Source organism: Snodgrassella sp. (assembly GCF_024103505.1).
Lineage (GTDB): Bacteria > Pseudomonadota > Gammaproteobacteria > Burkholderiales > Neisseriaceae > Snodgrassella > Snodgrassella communis.
This window is the reverse complement of the sequence record NZ_JAGGIJ010000003.1, coordinates 173,750-192,422: the sequence shown is the minus strand read 5'-3', so window position 1 is coordinate 192,422 and position 18,673 is coordinate 173,750. Positions and strand designations below refer to the sequence as shown.

Sequence of the window (18,673 nt, the reverse complement as noted above, 5' to 3'; positions counted from 1 at the left end):
AATATACCCTTAAAATAACTTGCCAGACCGCCTAAACAATGCGCGCCTGTAATAAATCATGCATATTCAGCGCACCAACCGGACGGTTATCCTCATCAATAACCACCAGACCATTTACCTTATTGGTTTGCATGGTTTTTAATGCTTCCGTAGCCAGCCGATCTGGCCTAATGGTTTTAGGCGCATGTCCCATCACATCTGCCATTGTCCAGTCTTTCAATTGCTGGTTATTCTGGAACAGACGGCGTAAATCGCCATCTGTAAATAAGCCACTTAACTGCCCGTTGCAATCTACCACTATCAGCATACCCAGACCTTTTTCGCTCATAGTCACAATGGCCTGATGCAATAGCGTATCTTCCTGTACCAGCGGCATTTCCTGACCACCATGCATCACATCTGCCACTGTTAACAACAAACGCTTACCCAAACTGCCGGCCGGATGGCTCAGTGCAAAATCTTCCGGCGTAAACTGACGCGCCCGCAATAACGCAACCGTCAGCGCATCACCTAGTACCAGCACCGCAGTGGTACTGGATGTAGGCGCTAGCCCCAGCGGACAAGCCTCATGTGATACATGAGCGCACAAATGAATATCCGCATGTTTCGCCATACTGGAACTGGCTTTGCCGGTAATACAGATTAGCTGCACATGTTTGCGCTTGATAGCCGGTATCAGCGCCAGAATTTCTTCACTTTCACCAGAATTGGACAGCGCAATCAACACATCGCCATCCACAATCATACCCAGATCGCCATGTCCTGCTTCAGCCGGATGGACAAAATAAGCTGGCGTACCAGTAGAAGCCATAGAAGCAGCAATTTTGCGCCCGATATGGCCACTTTTACCCATACCGGTAATAATTACCCGCCCGCGACAATCCAGAATAGTAGCCACAGCCGCGGCAAAATGCTCATCCAGACTGGACGCAACTTCCCGTACAGCCTGTTCTTCAATAGCAAAAACTTCCTTGCCCCAGTCCAAATATTTATCCTGAACGTTCATAGCACCATCAGCAGCAATAATAAGCAAACAAAACAAATTTAACCTGATTATAACCTGATAACAGTCATTATGTTTGCTTAAGGAACTTGTCAAAATACCCAAGCCTCGTTAGAGTAAGCCATAACCCATTAACAACCGGTTCAATCAATTGATTAACCTAAACAAATCATATCTAACAGATATTTACCACAAGGAAACAAAATGGCCGTATTATCACAAGTCAACACACTGGGACAGCAAATCTGGCTAGACAACCTTTCCAGAAGCCTGATTCAGTCAGGAGAGCTGGCACAAATGCTGGAGGCGGGCATCAGTGGCGTGACTTCCAATCCGGCTATTTTCCAGAAAGCCTTCGCCGGTGACAGCCTGTACCAAAGCGATATTGCCCGTCTCAAACAGCAGGCACTTACCCCGAAACAACGTTACGAACAGCTAGCCGTGGCGGATGTACAGGCTGCTTGTGATATTTGCCTGCCTTTATATGAAAGCAGTCAGGGAAAAGCCGGTTTTGTCAGTCTGGAAGTCGCTCCTGATCTGGCCGATGACGCACAGGCCACCGTTACCGAAGCCGTACGCTTATGGCAGCTGCTCGACCGCTCCAACGTCATGATAAAAATACCTGCTACCGATAGCGGCATACAGGCTTTAACCACACTTGTGGCACAAGGCATCAACGTCAACCTTACCCTGCTGTTTTCCAAAGCCCAGCTGCAAAAATCATGGCAGGCACATGCAGCCGGCATTCGCCAGCGTCTGGCCAACAACCTGCCCGTAAACCGCATACAGGTAGTAGCCAGCTTCTTCCTGTCGCGGATTGACAGCGCACTGGACATCACCCTGCCAGCTTCTTTACAGGGCAAAACCGCCATAGCACTGGCCAAAACCGCTTATGCCGAATGGCAGCAATTTATCCAAAGCCGCGAGTTTACCGATCTGGCTGCACAGCAGGCTGCACCACTGCGTTTGCTCTGGGCCTCTACCGGCACCAAAAATCCGGCTTATTCCGACGTCTGCTACATAGAAAACATCATTGGTGCAGACACCATCAATACCGTACCAGCCAATACCCTCAACGCCTTTATCGACCATGGTAAAGCTGCGGCTACCCTGACTCAGGACGTACAACACGCCAAAAGCGTACTGATTGAAATCGAGCAACTAGGTATCAACCTTGAAATACTGGCCAGCCGCCTGCAACAGGAAGGATTACAACAATTTATAGATGCCTTCGATGCCTTATTACAACCTTTGAATTAAAGGTTTAAGTTAAAAAATAACAGGTATAAATTATATTATGTTTAATTTATACCTGTTATTTTAATTTTAAATTATAAAATTGTTAAATATAATTGTGCAATAAATTAAATATAAACAAAGATGATAATATTTGCCAAATTACTTTATATAGCTCAAAAACACCATCTATCCATACCAGAAAATTAAACTCTATCCTGACCAATATCACTTCACAACTAACAACGCTTAGCAAAATAGCGCTATAGATAACCCCCAGCCTGAAGCCGTACCAGCATAGCCCGCCACAATAGACCGCAAGAAAAAAGCCACAACAGCATACAAACCATCGTGGCCTTTCCTGAGATAATTAACACCTATCCGTGCTAATCAAGCTCAAACAACACTAATGCAAGCCGACAATATTGCCCGCAGCATCAACATCAATCTGGCGGTAAGCAGGTAAAGTACCCAGCCCCGGCATCGTCATCACATTACCCGCATACACCCGAATAAAACCGGCACCGGCTGATAGCTGCAAACGTGTAATTTCAACATCAAAATCAGTAGGCACATTTTTCAGATTAGGGTCGGCACTGATAGACAACGGCGTTTTCACCATACACAAAGGCAGATGGTCGAGCTTAAGCTGCTGGATTTCCGCCAGATTCTGCTCAGCCTGTGCCGACAAATTAGCCTGACGCGCGCCATATTTTTTTGCCATCGTCTGAATCTTTTCTGCCAGTGGCATATTGTCCGCATAGGGCAGAGTAACCGCATTATCCTGTGCACACGCAGCCACCACATGCCGCGCCAGCGCTTGCGTACCTGCACCGCCCAGAGTAAACGCATCACTGATTTCACAAGCACAGGCTCCGTGTTCCAAAGCATATTGTTTAACAAAATCCAGTTCTTCATCATGATCGTATGGGAAGCGGTTAATCGCCACAATCACCGGCAAACCATAACTTTTCGCATTCTGAATATGCCAGCCCAGATTGGCACTGCCTTCTGCCAGCAGTTCCACATTACATTGCGTTACCTCCGCCGGTAACGCCTGCCCGGGCTTAATATTGAAGCGGCCACTGTTGGATTTCAAACTGCGCACCGTAGCCACCAGCACTACACACGACGGTGCTACACCAGTCTGGCGATATTTGATATTAAAGAACTTCTCCATACCCATATCCGAACCAAAACCAGCTTCAGTAACCACATAATCAGCGAGCTGCAATCCCACCTTATCTGCCAGCACTGAAGAATTCCCATGCGCAATATTGGCAAACGGACCGGCATGAATTAGCACCGGCGTCTGTTCCGCCGTCTGCATCAGATTAGGATTAATCGCCTCTTTCAGTAATACCGTCATCGCGCCGGCTACCTCCAGTTGTTCTGCCGTAACCGGATTACCTTGAGTATCATAAGCCAGAATAATCCGCCCGATGCGCTGGCGCATATCCTGTAAATCAGTAGCCAGAGCCAGAATCGCCATCAGCTCCGAAGCTGCCGAAATCTCAAACCCGTCTTCCCGTTCTACCCCATTAACACCACCACCCACGCCCACCTTAATCCGGCGCAGCGCACGGTCGTTATGGTCAATAACCCTTTTCCACACAATCCGGTTTTTATCAATATTCAGCCGTGGCAACTGCGTTTGCGCCGTAAACTCCTCACCCAGATGCTCCTCATGATATAAGCGTGCATCCAGTGCCGCAGAGGCCAGATCATGTGCCGCCGTAATCGCATGAATATCACCAGTTAAATGCAGATTAAGCTTCTCCATCGGCAACACCTGCGCCTTACCGCCACCGGCTGCACCACCTTTTACCCCAAACACCGGCCCCAGACTGGGCTGGCGGATACAGGCAATCGCTTTCTGCCCGATAAAATTCAGCCCTTGACTCAGCCCGATTGTCGTAACCGTTTTACCTTCACCCAGCGGCGTAGGCGTAATCGCCGACACCAGTACCAGCTTGCCTTGTTTTGCATCTGACTGAATCATCTGTAAATCCACCTTGGCTACTTCATGACCATAAGGAATAAGATATTGCTCTGGGATGCCACAGTTGTGGGCGATTTCTGTAATGGGGAGTAGTGTGGTGCTGGCTGTCATATAGAATTTCCTTATAATGGAATTTAAAGTATGGTTGTTAAATCATGATAATTGTAGTTGTATTTATATAAACCTAAAAGGTAAATCAGTGAATGCAGTTACTAAGATAAATTAATAACCTCATTAATGATGTAATTTCAAATGTTAAAGATTATTGAAAAATAAGTGATTTTGAAGTGTTGTTTTCATAATACAGTCATACTGTATATAAATATAAATTTTAACATTATGATTTTTATAAAAAATAGATGAAATGGTTTTGCTATTTGAAAATAAATTGGATTATGTTTTAAAGTTTCAATCTAATAGCCATATTATTTTGGCTTAAAATAATAGAATTGATGATAATTAATCATCGAAAACGAAATTAGTATTATCTTAATAAAATTTAGTATTTACTGTATCAAAGTGATGTTAATAACAGATCGTTTGAAATGTATTTTAGTGAAATTATGTTATGGATAAAGTCGAAATAGAGTTAAACAAAAGTTCAGCAGGAGCGCAAGGGTTAGGATTTGATTACCAATTTTATTATTTTGTTTATCTTGCTCTACAATTAAAAAAGGGAGAGAAAATTGGTTATGAATCCAAAGAAGACATTTATTTGGAAGTTAGTGAAAATACTAAAATATTAATACAATTAAAGCATTCAATACAGACTGATAAGACAGGCGGTATTGTGAAAATGAATAATCTTGATCCAATATTATGGAAAACACTTAATAGGTGGGTTGGCTACATTAAAAAGTTTGATAATTTTTTGTCTAATCATTCATTTCGGCTTATTACGAATAAAACAGAAAATAATAATATATTTATTGAAATACATAAAAATTTTATTAGAGATCAGGATTTATCATGTTTCAAACAAAAATTAAGTGAGCTATTGAGCTCTACCAGAAGTAAAGAAAGTAAAGAATATATAAATATAATTTTGAACTTGAATGAAAATAAATTGTCTAAATTTTTACTGAAACTTGATATTCAACTTGCTGTGGATGATATAGAACAAAAAATTAAAAATTATATAAACGATAATTGGCCAGTTTACGAAAAAGACTTAGATAAAATTTATTCACAATTATTCACAAAGTTAAATTATAGTAAGTATGATGCAATCAGGAACCATCAGGCTTGTATGATGACTTTTGATGAGATCAAAGCTTTAAAATGCTGTAGTTGTGCAGATATATATGGACATATTTCATTACCTGTTAGAACTTTTACAGATGAGTTGCCAGAAAATATTGAAAAGCAAATATTTATTAGACAATTGGATGAGATCGGAGAGTTGGGATATGGAGCCAATAAATTCAGAAGAATAAGAAAATATACTACTTTAATGCTCAAGGCTATAAATCATATTGAATGGTGGCTTAATGAAAATTATTTAACGAATGAAGAAATAGATAATTTCAAAAACGAATGTTTATTCAGGTGGGGAGAAATATTTGATGATAATTATAGGGAAATAGAAAAAGCAATATTTGTTGATAAAGCTACTATTGATGAGCTAGAACAAGATATATGTCAGCGAGCAATTCTTATTGTTAATGCTTTAAAAAAATTAGATTTAAAGATAAAAGGTTTTGAAAATTCGGTAGGTATTGAGATAAATAATGGTTTTTTTTATCATCTTTCAGATAAGTTGGAAATAGGTTGGCATTATGACTGGGAAAACAAATATAAAAATTAATATGAATTATTATTATACATATAATAATGAGGCATTAGTGGGGGCGATATTTAAATCAATTTTGAACATGGTTATACATTTAGATATAGCTCGAGGTTGTTTAGTGCTACCATTCTTATTAGACGAACGAACAGTAAATTGCCTTATAAAAAATTCTGATAATCAATTAACTCTATCACAATTGATTAAAAACAACCCTAGAGTATTTGTATCTTTTAATAAACGATATTTATCCTTATTACCCGTATATATTAATTTTATTACTATATTTCAAGATATAAATGAAATTGATATTATTAACAATAATATAGTAAATAAAAGATTGTGGAATTTTGGAAATGCAGATTTAGGTCTTAGATTTAATAAAATACAAAGTGTTATTCCAAAATTTTTAAATTTAATAGAATCTCATCAAACAACTTTCTTATACAAGATTTTAAAGATTGAATTATGAAACTAACTATACATGAAATAAAGATTTGGTTTAATGATAAAACCACAAAAACTAGAAGTTTAAATTTTTTGCCGAATAAAATTAATGTTATAACAGGATTATCAAATACTGGGAAAACTACAATTTGGTCTATTATAGATTATTGTTTATTATCTGAAAATTTTAATATTGCTACTTCAATAAGTAAAGTAACATCATGGTTTGGCTTACGTTTTAGCGTTAATGGACGTGAAATATCTATTGTTCGCCAATCTCCTAGTGACAAAAGAATTTCATCAAACATTTATTTTGCTTATGGTGATTTTCCTTTAATACCTGAAAATAATATCAAAAATATTAATGAATTAAAGGAGAAATTAAATAAGGTATTTGGTTTTAATAATAGTATTAAATCTTTTTTTGTTACCAACTCTTCAAATAAATCCTTAAAAAAAGAATATCAATTTGACTATAGGGATTTTTTAATTTTTTGTGCTTTGACAGATACTGTAATTGGTGTACGTAATATTTATTTAGATAATATTTTTTATTCAAACCTTGGAAATATTGACAAATTAACTAAAATTTTTGATCTAGCTATAGGGATACATGATTTAAATACCATTGAAGCGTATAACAAGCTATGTACAATTGAGAAAAAACTATCTGATTTAGAAAAAGATAAAAAACTATATACTAAAAAACAATCGAAATTAATTGAAAGAATTAAAAGTTTAATCGAAAAGTGTAAATTCTATAATTTATTAGGCTACGATATAAGTTTCGTGAATATTAGTGAATCGATAACCCTAATAGAAAAGATTATACAAGATAAAAAAGATTCAGCTATAAACTCTGAAAAATTTGAAAAATTAGATACATTAAGGTCTAAAAAGAGACAAATACTACTAGAGTTAAATGAAATTAGAAATTTTAATCATGAGTATGAAAAGTATAAGAATAATATTAACAAGATGGCCGATAGCTTGCAACCAATAGATTATTTGTATAAAAATTTAAATTCCCAACTTATTAATTCATATCAATCTAAATTATTTTTAGCTAATTTGTCTGACTCATTAAAAGAAATAAAACAAAGTTTAGCTAAAAAGAAAAACCCTCCGATTGATGTTCAAGATGAGGAAAAAAAATTAATACAAGAATTAAAAAATATAGATATTGAAATTAGTTCACTGAAACAATCAATTGATAATTTACCTGATATGGCTGAAGAATATATACGAATTGGTGAAATTAGCAATGAATTAAATAATATATTATCATCATTTAATGTTGGATGTAATATTAATGAGAATAAGATAGAGGCAATGTGTAAAATATTAGAAAAAAATAGAAAAAATTTGCTTGAAATATGTGGAAAAACCAAAAATACCAGATTTGCAAATATTAATCTATTAAATAGTTGCATTCAATATTATTTTGAAAAATTTAAGAATATATCTGATTTTAAGGATTGTAAAGTAGAATTCAATATGGCAACAATGTCTTTGAACATCTTTTCTTTATCAGATGTATCATCATCGATTCCAATCATTACAGGAAGTCAGTCAAATTTTATGATTCTGCACTTATGTTTCTTTTTAGGACTACATAGGTATTTGCTGAATACAAAAAGTGATTTTGTTCCGCAAATCTTATTTATAGATCAACCTAGCAAACCATATTTTGAAAGAGAAGATGATAGTGATAAATTACTTGATGTATTCTTTTTATTAAATGAGTTTTTTAATACCTTAAATAAAGACACAGATGAGACTTTTCAATTAATTTTATTGGAGCATGCAGAGTCGCATTATTGGGAAAATCATAAAATGGAGAATTTTCATCTTGTAGATGAATTTATTGGTGATAATGCCCTCATTCCAAAAAATTTACTAAAAGAATAGTATATTATGAATAAAATAGAATTAGGATTTATAAGTCATTTAATTATGCATGGTATTGGTAATAAAAGTAATGGTGATGGTGTAAGGTTATATGATGAATTGACTAATTATGAAAAGGTTAAAGAAACACTTAATAATTTGATAACTTCTAATTTTAAATTTGATGACTTATATAAATTTTATTTTTCACATACTTTGGAACTCAATCCGATTTATACCTATATTAGTAATATGTTTGCGAACAAAGAAATTGATAATTTTATTAATCAATCAAAGAATATTGGATGTTATCTGTATGATAAAAGTAACCACCCGCAAATCAAAGCTGGTGAGTTAGGGGTATTTTATCTTGCTGATTGTACAGTTGATGATGAATTAGTGGATTGTATTGGTATCTTTAAATCTGAAAATAAGCAGAAAATTCTTAAAGTTGAAGACAAGCAAACTGGTTACGATTTGGCGGATATTGAAGGCTTAAGTATTCAGAAGCTGGATAAAGGTTGCCTAATTTTTAATCTGCATCGGGAACAGGGCTATCTGATTGCCATTGTGGATAACACTAACAGACGTGCAGAAGCCAAGTACTGGACAGAAGATTTTCTAAGTATTAAACCAATCAATAACGAATTTCATCAGACGACATATATTATGGAAACGGCCAAGCAATTTATAGCTCAAACCATGGATGCTGATGATGAAGCCAGTAAGTCGGAAAAAATAGGTTTACTTAATCGTTCTGTGGACTATTTTAAAAATAATGAACAGTTTGATTTACAGGAATTTGAGCAGCAGGTGTTTGCTAAAGATGATTTAATTAAGAAATATCAAGATTTTAGTCAGAATTATGCGCAGGAAACTCAATTAGAACCGGTTAAGAACTTTGATATTTCTCCGAAAGCAGTAAAAAAACAGGAGAGGTATTTTAAGAGTGTAGTGAAGCTGGATAAAAATTTTCATATCTATATTCATGGTGGCAAAGATATGATTGAAAAAGGTAGAGATGGTGATGGGCGTAAGTTTTATAAGATTTATTATCAGGAAGAAAACTGATTATTTAGCGTGTAGTAACCGGGTCTGGTGAAATGGTCCCGCCGACAGGAATCGAACCTGTATCACACGCTTAGGAGGCATGTGTTCTATCCGTTGAACTACGGCGAGACTGAAAAACAGGGCTATGGTTGGAATCAGCCATAGCCCGCTATTTTAAGAGATTCGGGCTAAAGATGCCAATGCTAAATCACGCATGGCCTGTGTGGTATCGTTATTTGGTAAATTATTCAGGCAGTTAATGGCGGCATCTACTGCTTTTTTGGCCTGTTCGGTGCAATAGGCCAATGCATCTGAATGAATAACATGATGGTGAATTTTGTCGAAATAGCTGCGGTCGGCATGCTCCAGTGCGTGGCGCACATCAGCAGCGGCGGCAGGGCTGCCCTGATTGAGCAGGTAAATCAGCGGTAGGGTGGGCTTACCTTCGGCCAGATCGTCACCAACGTTTTTACCAATGGTATCTACATCGCCGGCGTAATCCAGCACATCATCGATAATCTGGAATGCTGTGCCCAGATAAGTGCCGTAGTTTTTCAGTGCCAGTTCCTGTTTTTCGGTAGCCTTGGCCAGTATGGCGCCCACCTGTGCTGCGGCCTGAAATAATTTGGCGGTTTTGTATTTGATTACCTGTAGATACTGTTCTTCGGTTACGTCGATATTGCCAATATTCATCAGCTGCATCACTTCACCCTCAGCGATGATATTGGTGGCTTCGGCCATTACTTCCAGAATACGCAGGCTGCCGGAACCTACCATTAGCTGAAAGGCGCGGGTATAGAGGAAGTCACCTACCAGTACGGCTGCGGCATTACCAAACAGGTTGTTGGCAGTTTCACGGCCACGGCGCAGGTCGCTTTCATCTACTACATCATCGTGCAGCAGGGTAGAGGTGTGGATGAATTCCACCATGGCTGCCAGTGAAAACAGTGGATCCTCATTGTAGCCCAGTGCCTTACCGGCAAGAATGGTGATTATCGGGCGCAGACGTTTTCCGCCGGCGCTGATAATATACTGGCCGATTTGAGAAATCAGGACAACTTCAGATTCGACAGCTCGGTTGATTACTGCATCAACTCGGTTTAGGTCTTCTGGCAGGTGTTTTTGGAAATAAGGCAGGTTTTCAAGCATGTGTTTAAGGTTTCTGCAACTGGTACTGGTGATGTGATTTAATCCATATGTGCTCGTAACTGCTGGGCACTATTGTCTATTATTATACTTGAAATCAATTTAGGAAAGAGAAAAGTTAGATTGGGTTAATTCAGATGGATTCTGTGGCCGCAGTAAGGTGCTGAAGATTGAATGCGCAGTAGGCTTTTATGTCTGTAGATATATGTGAGTCAGTTGGTTGATCAAATTGCAGTTGTTCTAGGTGAGTATGTTGCTTGCTTTGGTAACGTATGGCTGCTGGATTGATGCTTGTTAGGTAGCTGATTTTGTCCTGTACAGACAGTGCGTGTATTTTGCTAATGGATTAGGGCGTGTGAATAATGTTTTCGGTATCAATACAAGTCTATGGCTACAGATATTGGTTTTTCCTGTATTACGCTAGGTATTGTGCTGTTTGCTGTGCTTTTGGCGATGGCTTCAATATTGCTGTAAGGGGATGCAGAGACGAAATCGGTCAAGATTATATTTAGTGTGGTTATTTTTCTGTATGCAATTAATGGTGGTTTTGTCTACCGGTATATATAAAGATTGATGTATTGGCAGGTGAGGTTGGTAAGGTAAAAATGTTGCTGTGCGCTTACTGTAGCTAAGTTTGTGCAGATAGGTTCACTATCAGATTTGTATGTATATAGCTATGTAAATGTTTTTGGGTAATCAAAGTATGTTGCTGTTTGGTGTTTTCAATGATTGAGACCAGATAATCTGGCTGGATTGTGCAAATCGGGGGTGGCCAGTCTGAAATGCTATGGTCAATAAAAAACTCCTTACGAATAAGGAGTTTGAGATGGATATTTGAATGCTGTTTAGTTTCTGGGCATGGTGTGTATACAGCTACCAAGGCCAAGATGTGTTTGTTTCTCTATTTTGGTGGTGCCATTAATGTTGATGGTAGCACGCTGCCAAGTACAAATGTACAGAATATGCAAAATGGGTTTTGATTCAACTAATAACCAGGGAGAAGTGATCTCAATCGGTTTGGCAATAGGTAAATTAACATCACCGATAGGGTGAACTATGCCTACATTGGAATTACCGGCAAAGCTGCTGGCGGGAAGGGCTAAAAGCAAAGATGTAAAAAGTACGGCTAATTTTTTCATTTTATTTCCTAAATTGATTGATTAAGGAAAATTTATGTTAACACAAATAAAGTCTAATTTTTTTCAATAGGTTGTATAAATGACATTAGTTTAGGAGAGGAAATTTTGCTGAATTGGAGATTAAATATTTTCGATTGGCCTTTTTTTATGCTTTTGATTTTAATATTTATGTCGATTGATTGTTATGAAATTAGAGATGAAATTTATTTCAGCCTTGTATCTAGCTGGTTTTCAGCTTGTCTGCTATTGATACTATTTTAAATTCGCTAATCAATGTTAATTCAAGCACTAAGTTATAGTTAGTATTAGTTTATAGATAAATGCTGAATGGGTTTGGTGTGTGTAATTCTTGGTTTTGAGTGATTTGTTTGTTATTTTATTGCTTAAATATGTCATAATTAATAATATAATAGGTTTTTATTGACTTTTTTGGCATTAAATTGCTTTTTGCAAATTTCTGTGTTCGTAAAGAAATTTTTTGTGGTTTTTTTGTGTATTGGCTGTATTTTAGGATAAGGTTTTCAGATTAATAAAGTTAGTTATTTGTAGTGTGGAGCCGGTTGTTGGATGCTTGATTAATCAGCAAGAATTTGTGGCCATGATTTTTGCTTGAACAGTACGCTAAGCTTAGTCAGTGTTGCAGATAGGAAGTCTTATGCAGATGCCTATGGTGCTGAGTGTTATTGATGAAGTCATTGCTACAGGTTTGATTACCGCTTCTTAACTGGCTGTTAGTAAGGCGGTTTACTGACAGGTGTGATGCTGATAGTGGACAGATAGATATATTCGGATTGCAGTCTTTAATATGTATAGCTCTATACAGACAGAAAGATATTTTATTTACTGTTTTGACAGTAAAATCAGTGATTGTTATAATTGCCAATTCCGTTTTTGTGCGGAAATTTAGTTTTTGTTTTTTTAATTGAATTCCTATTGGAGTTGAGTATGTACGCGGTCGTAAAAACCGGCGGTAAACAGTATAAAGTTACCGTTGGCGAAAAATTAAAAGTAGAACAGATACCAGCAGAACTCGACAGCCAGATCGAACTGAATGAAGTTTTGATGATTGCTGACGGTGAAGCGGTGAAGGTGGGTACACCTTTTATTGAAGGTGCGAAAGTAACCGCTAAAGTGGTTGCCCATGGCCGTCACGATAAGGTACGCATTTTCAAAATGCGTCGTCGTAAACATTACCAGAAACGTCAAGGTCACCGCCAGAATTTTACCCAGATTGAAATCGTGGCGATTGCCTAATTGAGTGAAGGAATAACAGAATGGCACACAAAAAAGCAGGCGGTAGCTCCCGCAACGGTCGTGATTCAGAAGCCAAACGCTTAGGCGTTAAAGCTTTTGGTAATGAGTTGATTCCGGCTGGTTCAATTATTGTTCGTCAACGCGGTACCCGTTTTCACGCTGGTGAAAATGTAGGTATGGGTAAAGACCACACTTTATTCGCTAAAGTGGATGGTTATGTGGAATTTGCTGTGAAAGGCGCGTTGAACCGTAAAACGGTAAGTGTGCGTCCGTATACTGGCGCAGACGAGTAAGTTTTTACTGATACTAAGCCCTGCCTGTCTGGCAGGGCTTTTTTGTTGTAAAGCCGGTTGTGGTGAATAGTCAGCACTATTGTGCTGTAGTTTAGCTATAATCACGCTATGACGCTTTCACATGGGCAGTACGCTTTTTGTCTGCCCGGGCATAAATATTGCAGACTGAGAATGATATGAAGTTTATTGATGAAGCAAAAATCGAGGTAGTTGCCGGCCGTGGCGGCAATGGTGCGGCCAGCTTCCGCCGCGAAAAATTTGTGCCCAAGGGCGGCCCGGATGGTGGTGATGGTGGCAGAGGTGGCAGTATCTGGGCGGTGGCTGATGAAAACATCAATACTTTGGTGGAATATCGTTTTGTTAAACGTTATCAGGCTAAAAATGGTGAAAAAGGCCACGGTTCTGACCGCTATGGACGTGGTGCTGATGATATTGAGCTGAAGATGCCGGTAGGCACGCTGATTCGTGATGTGGATACGGAGCAGGTGGTAGCCGATTTAACGCATCATGGCCAACGAATATGTCTGGCTAAAGGTGGTAAGGGCGGTTTAGGTAATATTCACTTCAAGTCATCGGTTAATCGCGCGCCAAAACAGGCAACACCCGGTGAAGAGGGTGAGGCACGCTGTTTGCTGCTGGAATTAAAAGTACTGGCTGATGTGGGCTTGCTGGGTATGCCGAATGCCGGTAAGTCTACGTTGATTAGTGCGGTTTCAGCAGCGCGGCCTAAGGTGGCTGATTATCCGTTTACGACTTTGCATCCGAATCTGGGGGTGGTGCGTAGTGATGATAATCATAGTTTTGTGATGGCTGATATCCCCGGATTGATTGAAGGTGCAGCCGAAGGTGCTGGTTTGGGGCATCGTTTTCTGAAACATTTGTCGCGTACGGGATTGTTGTTACATGTGGTGGATTTGGCACCTTTTGATGAGGATGTGAATCCGGCGGCTGAGGCGCTGGCGATTATTGAGGAGCTGCGCCGTTTTGATGAGGCATTACACGATAAACCACGCTGGCTGGTGTTGAATAAAATAGACATGCTGGCTGAGGATGAGCGCGCTGCCCGTGTGGCTCAGTTTCTGGCCGATATCGGCTGGGATTATCCGCAGCCAAATGATGAGTTTGAATTTGATCTGACAACGCCACGTGTTTTTGAAATCAGTGCTTTGGCACATCAGGGTACGCAGGAGCTGATGCAGACTATTCAGCGTTATCTGGATGCACGGCATAAATTACAGGCACAACAGCAGGCAGTAGAGTCGGTTGCAGCAGTGACGTCAACTGCAAACGGATTGATTCAGCCTGAATAATTCAATCAATTGGTATGGTTTGTTTGGCCACCTGTTACAGGTGGCTTTTTTGTGTTTGAATAAGGCAGGAGATATGTGAAAGGAAAAGTTTAATTTGCTTACTGGTGAGAAATGCGACGGCGTAAAAGCCGGTATAAAAACTGTAAGATTAATACGCTGATTAAGGCCAATACCGCAGCTATGGATATCTGTTCTACGGTATAGGCAGTGGATTTGATGGGTGTAACAGTGCTGGCTGTTGCTTGATAGGTGGCAACAGTTATGCTGCGGGATGTCCGCAAGCTGGTTTGGATCAGTTGTTGTTGCGCTGTTTGCTGTACAACTTTGTAGCTAAAGGTATCGTTGTCATTCTTTTGTTTGCTGCCGTCTGTTTTTTTGGCCAGAAAGGTAGTTTTAGCCAGTGAATGCTGCTGGACATAGGAATAGGGTAAGGCCAGAAAGGAGCCATTTGGTTCAAATGCGGCAATGGTGAAATCTGAGTGCCAAGGTTTGCGGTTTTCGGCTGTTCTGCTGTCCAGATTGGCTTGCAGGAAGATAAACAGAATCAGAAAACCGCAGAATAATACCAGTTTGAGCAGTCGCTGCTTAAATGGCCGAGGATGTTTCTGGGGTTGTTTTGTTGTTTGATTATGCTGTTTAGTCATGATGCTGTACCACTGCTGGTTGGTTAAGTCGATTTGAAAGGGTTAGTGGAGGCCGGCTGGTGATTTTACCTAAATTTTGGGTTGTTGATATTTAATATGTTTTTATTGCCGCTGTAAAATGGGCTGACGGATGGCAGATATGTTGATTTAGATCAGTTATTTATGTTTATAATTGATTCAGAATTATTTTTTTATCTGTATTGTTGGGTATGGATGTTTTTGCGGGCAATGATGGGTGGTGCAGAGTATAAATGGTGTTTGAGTTTTCAGATGGAAATTATTATCATTAATATTTGATATGGTTAATCCGATTTAGGAATAGATATATGAGCGAGCAACATGATATAGCTGAACTTCAGGCAGCCGTAACACGGCTACAGCAGTTAGATTCTCTGGTTCTGGCTACAGTAGGACAGGATGGGGTGCCACTAGCGAGCTATGCGCCATTTGCCGAGCATGATGGTTGTCTGTATGTGTTGTTGTCGGGGTTGTCGTTACATACGCAGAATTTACAGCGGCAGCAGCAGGCGAATGTGATGCTGATTGAAGATGAAGCTTCTGCTCGCAATATATTTGCCCGTGCGCGGTTAAATTACACGGTGTCGGTAACCACTATTGAAAAAGATACTACTGATGGTATTGCGGCTTTGCAGACGATGAAAGCTAAGCTAGGCAAAACGGTAGATGTGCTGGGCGAGTTGCCGGATTTTATGCTGTTTCGCCTGCAACTGGAAAAAGCGCGTCTGGTAACCGGTTTCGGGCGTGCTTATGTGTTTATGCCGGGAGATGTGGCCGGTGCGGTACAGTTAACGGAAAAGAATGCTAAAACAGAGTGATACCGGCAGGTGCGGCTATTGCTCGGTAAAGGGGAATAAAATCCCGTACAATAGTCGTTTTATTTGGATAAACCGGAGCGGCATTCATGTGGTGTTGGCCTAAACGAATTTGGGTAATTATCCAGACGATTTATATATATGGTTTGCTAGATCTGGTGCAAGTGCATATAAGGTCGTTATGGTTACAAAGGCTTGTATCCATGATGCCTCGTGGTCGCAAATACCGGCAGTTATCGGCGGCAGTACGCTTGCGTCTGGCGCTGGAGAGTCTGGGGCCGATTTTTGTAAAGTTTGGGCAGGTATTATCTACGCGGCCAGATTTGATACCGCCTGATTATGCTCATGAGCTGGCTCTGTTGCAAGACCGTGTGCCACCGTTTGACAGCGATGTGGCAATTAAGGTTATTGAAAGTGAGCTGGGTAAGCCACTGGAGGCGATTTATGCCCGTTTTAATCCGCAGCCGGTAGCCAGTGCTTCTATTGCGCAGGTACATGAAGCTTATCTGTTTAATGCAGATGGTGGTGTTGGTCAGAAGGTAGCAGTTAAGGTGTTGCGTCCGAATATTGCTCCAGTGATTGATCAGGATCTGGCACTGATGGCTATGGGTGCGCGCTGGGTGGAATGGCTGTTTGCTGATGGCAAGCGGCTGAAGCCGCGCGAGGTGGTGGCTGAATTCAAGAATTATCTGCATGATGAGCTGGATTTAATGAAAGAGGCCGCTAACGCCAGTTTACTCGGGCGCCAGTTCAGTAATAGTTCGATGCTGATTATTCCAGCAGTTTATTATGATTTTTGTGCCCGCCAAGTACTGACTATTGAGTGGATGGATGGTATTCCTGTTACCAGTCTGGGCAGGTTGCGTGAGAAAAATATTGATTTACGCCAGCTGGCTCGTTATGGGGTAGAAATTTTCTTTACTCAGGTGTTTGATAATGGATTTTTCCATGCGGATATGCACCCGGGAAATATTATGGTGGCGGATGACGGCCGTTATATTGCGCTGGACTTTGGTATTGTTGGCACTTTGACTGATTACGATAAACGTTATCTGGCGATTAATTTTCTGGCGTTTTTTAATCGCGATTATCATCGGGTGGCAGTGGCGCATGTGGAATCTGGCTGGGTACCGGCAGACACAAGGGTGGAGGAGCTGGAGGCAGCGGTACGTGCAGTATGTGAACCGGTTTTTAATAAGCCGCTGGCTGAGATTTCCTTTGGTATGGTGCTGATGCGGTTATTTGAAACCAGTCGCCGTTTTAATGTTGAAATTCAGCCGCAGCTGGTGTTATTGCAGAAGACGTTATTGAATATTGAGGGGCTAGGGCGACAGCTTGATCCCGAGCTGGATTTATGGGCGACAGCCAAACCGTTTTTAACCCGCTGGATGCATAACCAGATTGGTTTGAAAGCTCTGTGGAAAGCGATACGGCAGGAAGCTCCGGACTGGGCTCAGATGCTGCCAGTTCTGCCACGCAAGCTGAATGCTTTGGTAGATGAAAGGCAGCATCTGCAATGGCGTGATGCCTATGTTCATTTACTGCGTACTCAGCGACAGCAGAATTTCTGGCTGGCGGTAATTGCGCTGGTGATGCTGGCCATTTTTCTGTTTAAATGATAGTTGCTGCCTGCGTAACCCAAAGTTGTGGTGTGTATTCATTACTATATTGCTGGTATTGTGAAATCTGCTTAAAGTTATAGGCAGTATTTCAAAAGACAGATTTCAGGTTATAATTTTGTCATTGTTTCTATGTGGCGGCCTGTCCGCAGTATCTCATCTGTAAAGGAGTAGTCTTGTGTCGCGTGTGTATCCTTACCCTCTGATTGCAAAGGAAGGCTGGCCGTTTATTATTGGCAGTCTGGTGCTGAGCATATTAACGGCTATCTGGTGTGGATGGTGGTCGCTGCCGTTATGGGCACTGACAGTATTTGTGGTGCAGTTTTTCCGTGACCCGGCACGTGATATTCCCACGGGGCCGGAAGATGTATTAAGCCCGGCAGACGGGCGCATTGTTGTGCTGGAAAAAACTACTGACCCATATCGTGGTGTTAATGCGCTGAAAATCAGTGTGTTCATGAATGTGTTTAATGTTCACTCCAATCGCTGTCCAATTGATGGTAAGGTGGAGCGGGTAGATTATTTTAAGGGTAGTTTTCTGAATGCTTCAATGGATAAGGCTAGTGTGCAAAATGAGCGTAATGCGGTGCTGGCGGTAACAAAGACTGGCCGGCCGGTAACTTTTGTACAGGTTGCCGGTCTGGTGGCACGGCGTATCCTGTGTTATGTTAATGCACACGATATATTGCATCGCGGTAATCGTTATGGTCTTATCCGCTTTGGTTCGCGTGTGGATGTTTATCTGCCTGAAGATGCCACTGCGCTGGTAGCAATTGGTGATAAGGTAAGAGCCAGTAGTACAGTTTTGGCTACTTTGCCCTTACATGCGCCGCCGGCTGCCACTTCTGCGCCAGAAAATGGTGCCAATTCTGTGGACAACACCACAGAACAGGCTGATATGGTGAAAGAAGCCACCGACCGGGCAGCGCTAGCTGCACAGCATGTCCTGTCACAGGAATAAATATTATTTATTGTTATACAGGCTGTTTGCTCCTTTTCGGGATCAGGCAGCCTGTTG

At 40.3% G+C, this 18,673-nt stretch carries 16 protein-coding genes and 1 tRNA gene; 11 read left to right on the top strand and 6 right to left on the bottom strand.

From position 1 onward, the window contains the following. Positions 1-31: 31 nt before the first annotated feature. Positions 32-1,006, bottom strand: coding sequence for a KpsF/GutQ family sugar-phosphate isomerase (locus J6578_RS05035; protein WP_093091356.1), 975 nt, complete (start codon positions 1,004-1,006; stop codon positions 32-34). Positions 1,007-1,207: 201 nt separating this feature from the next. On the opposite strand from J6578_RS05035, the gene tal reads away from it, so the two are divergent. Continuing rightward, a complete protein-coding gene (tal, locus tag J6578_RS05030) occupies positions 1,208-2,263 on the top strand; it encodes a transaldolase (protein ID WP_239427945.1) in 1,056 nt (351 codons plus the stop codon). 382 nt (positions 2,264-2,645) lie between these two features. On the opposite strand, the gene J6578_RS05025 is transcribed toward tal, so the two are convergent. Continuing rightward, positions 2,646-4,352, bottom strand: a complete 1,707-nt coding sequence (locus J6578_RS05025) for a formate--tetrahydrofolate ligase (RefSeq protein ID WP_287954029.1) — start codon at positions 4,350-4,352, stop codon at positions 2,646-2,648. A 457-nt stretch (positions 4,353-4,809) separates the two neighbouring features. Between J6578_RS05025 and J6578_RS05020 the strand changes: the two genes are divergently transcribed. From J6578_RS05020 to J6578_RS05005, 4 genes are read left to right on the top strand one after another with little or no spacing between them, the layout of a single operon-like run. Continuing rightward, on the top strand, positions 4,810-6,048 hold the full coding sequence (locus tag J6578_RS05020; protein ID WP_287954028.1) for an ABC-three component system protein: 1,239 nt from the start codon (positions 4,810-4,812) through the stop codon (positions 6,046-6,048). Further along, a complete protein-coding gene (locus tag J6578_RS05015) occupies positions 6,020-6,502 on the top strand; it encodes a hypothetical protein (protein ID WP_287954027.1) in 483 nt (160 codons plus the stop codon). Before J6578_RS05020 ends, J6578_RS05015 begins: the two co-directional genes overlap by 29 nt. After that, positions 6,499-8,388, top strand: a complete 1,890-nt coding sequence (locus J6578_RS05010) for a DUF3732 domain-containing protein (protein WP_287954026.1) — start codon at positions 6,499-6,501, stop codon at positions 8,386-8,388. The genes J6578_RS05015 and J6578_RS05010 overlap by 4 nt, the downstream gene beginning before the upstream one ends. Positions 8,389-8,394: 6 nt before the next feature. Beyond that, complete coding sequence (locus tag J6578_RS05005) at positions 8,395-9,438, top strand: nucleoid-associated protein (protein WP_287954025.1); 1,044 nt, start codon at positions 8,395-8,397, stop codon at positions 9,436-9,438. Positions 9,439-9,471: 33 nt separating this feature from the next. On the opposite strand, the gene J6578_RS05000 is transcribed toward J6578_RS05005, so the two are convergent. From J6578_RS05000 to J6578_RS04990, 3 genes are all read right to left on the bottom strand, one after another. Continuing rightward, positions 9,472-9,546 (bottom strand) — tRNA-Arg (locus J6578_RS05000). 45 nt (positions 9,547-9,591) lie between these two features. Further along, positions 9,592-10,566 (bottom strand): polyprenyl synthetase family protein, encoded by a 975-nt coding sequence (locus tag J6578_RS04995; protein ID WP_287954024.1) that lies wholly within the window; start codon positions 10,564-10,566, stop codon positions 9,592-9,594. Between the two features lie 842 nt (positions 10,567-11,408). Next, positions 11,409-11,702, bottom strand: coding sequence for a hypothetical protein (locus J6578_RS04990; protein ID WP_239427940.1), 294 nt, complete (start codon positions 11,700-11,702; stop codon positions 11,409-11,411). Between the two features lie 945 nt (positions 11,703-12,647). Between J6578_RS04990 and rplU the strand changes: the two genes are divergently transcribed. From rplU to obgE, 3 genes are all read left to right on the top strand, one after another. Then, the gene (gene rplU / locus J6578_RS04985; RefSeq protein ID WP_093091223.1) at positions 12,648-12,956 is read left to right on the top strand and encodes a 50S ribosomal protein L21; all 309 of its coding nucleotides are present in this window, start codon (positions 12,648-12,650) and stop codon (positions 12,954-12,956) included. Positions 12,957-12,976: 20 nt separating this feature from the next. Further along, on the top strand, positions 12,977-13,249 hold the full coding sequence (gene rpmA / locus J6578_RS04980) for a 50S ribosomal protein L27 (RefSeq protein WP_025331257.1): 273 nt from the start codon (positions 12,977-12,979) through the stop codon (positions 13,247-13,249). A 176-nt stretch (positions 13,250-13,425) separates the two neighbouring features. Next, positions 13,426-14,559 (top strand): GTPase ObgE, encoded by a 1,134-nt coding sequence (gene obgE / locus J6578_RS04975; protein ID WP_287954023.1) that lies wholly within the window; start codon positions 13,426-13,428, stop codon positions 14,557-14,559. Positions 14,560-14,657: 98 nt separating this feature from the next. Here the strand turns inward: obgE and J6578_RS04970 are convergent, their stop codons facing one another. Further along, entirely contained in the window at positions 14,658-15,203 is a 546-nt protein-coding gene (locus tag J6578_RS04970; RefSeq protein ID WP_287954022.1) for a hypothetical protein, read from the bottom strand. 326 nt (positions 15,204-15,529) lie between these two features. Here J6578_RS04970 and J6578_RS04965 point away from each other — a divergent pair, with 326 nt between their 5' ends. The 3 genes from J6578_RS04965 to J6578_RS04955 all read left to right on the top strand — a co-directional run bounded on the left by J6578_RS04965 (position 15,530) and on the right by J6578_RS04955 (position 18,616). Beyond that, positions 15,530-16,039, top strand: a complete 510-nt coding sequence (locus tag J6578_RS04965; protein ID WP_093091217.1) for a HugZ family pyridoxamine 5'-phosphate oxidase — start codon at positions 15,530-15,532, stop codon at positions 16,037-16,039. A gap of 86 nt (positions 16,040-16,125) precedes the next feature. Then, positions 16,126-17,655 (top strand): ubiquinone biosynthesis regulatory protein kinase UbiB, encoded by a 1,530-nt coding sequence (gene ubiB, locus J6578_RS04960; protein ID WP_287954021.1) that lies wholly within the window; start codon positions 16,126-16,128, stop codon positions 17,653-17,655. A gap of 178 nt (positions 17,656-17,833) precedes the next feature. Further along, on the top strand, positions 17,834-18,616 hold the full coding sequence (locus tag J6578_RS04955; protein WP_093091213.1) for a phosphatidylserine decarboxylase: 783 nt from the start codon (positions 17,834-17,836) through the stop codon (positions 18,614-18,616). The last annotated feature ends 57 nt before the right edge of the window (positions 18,617-18,673 follow it).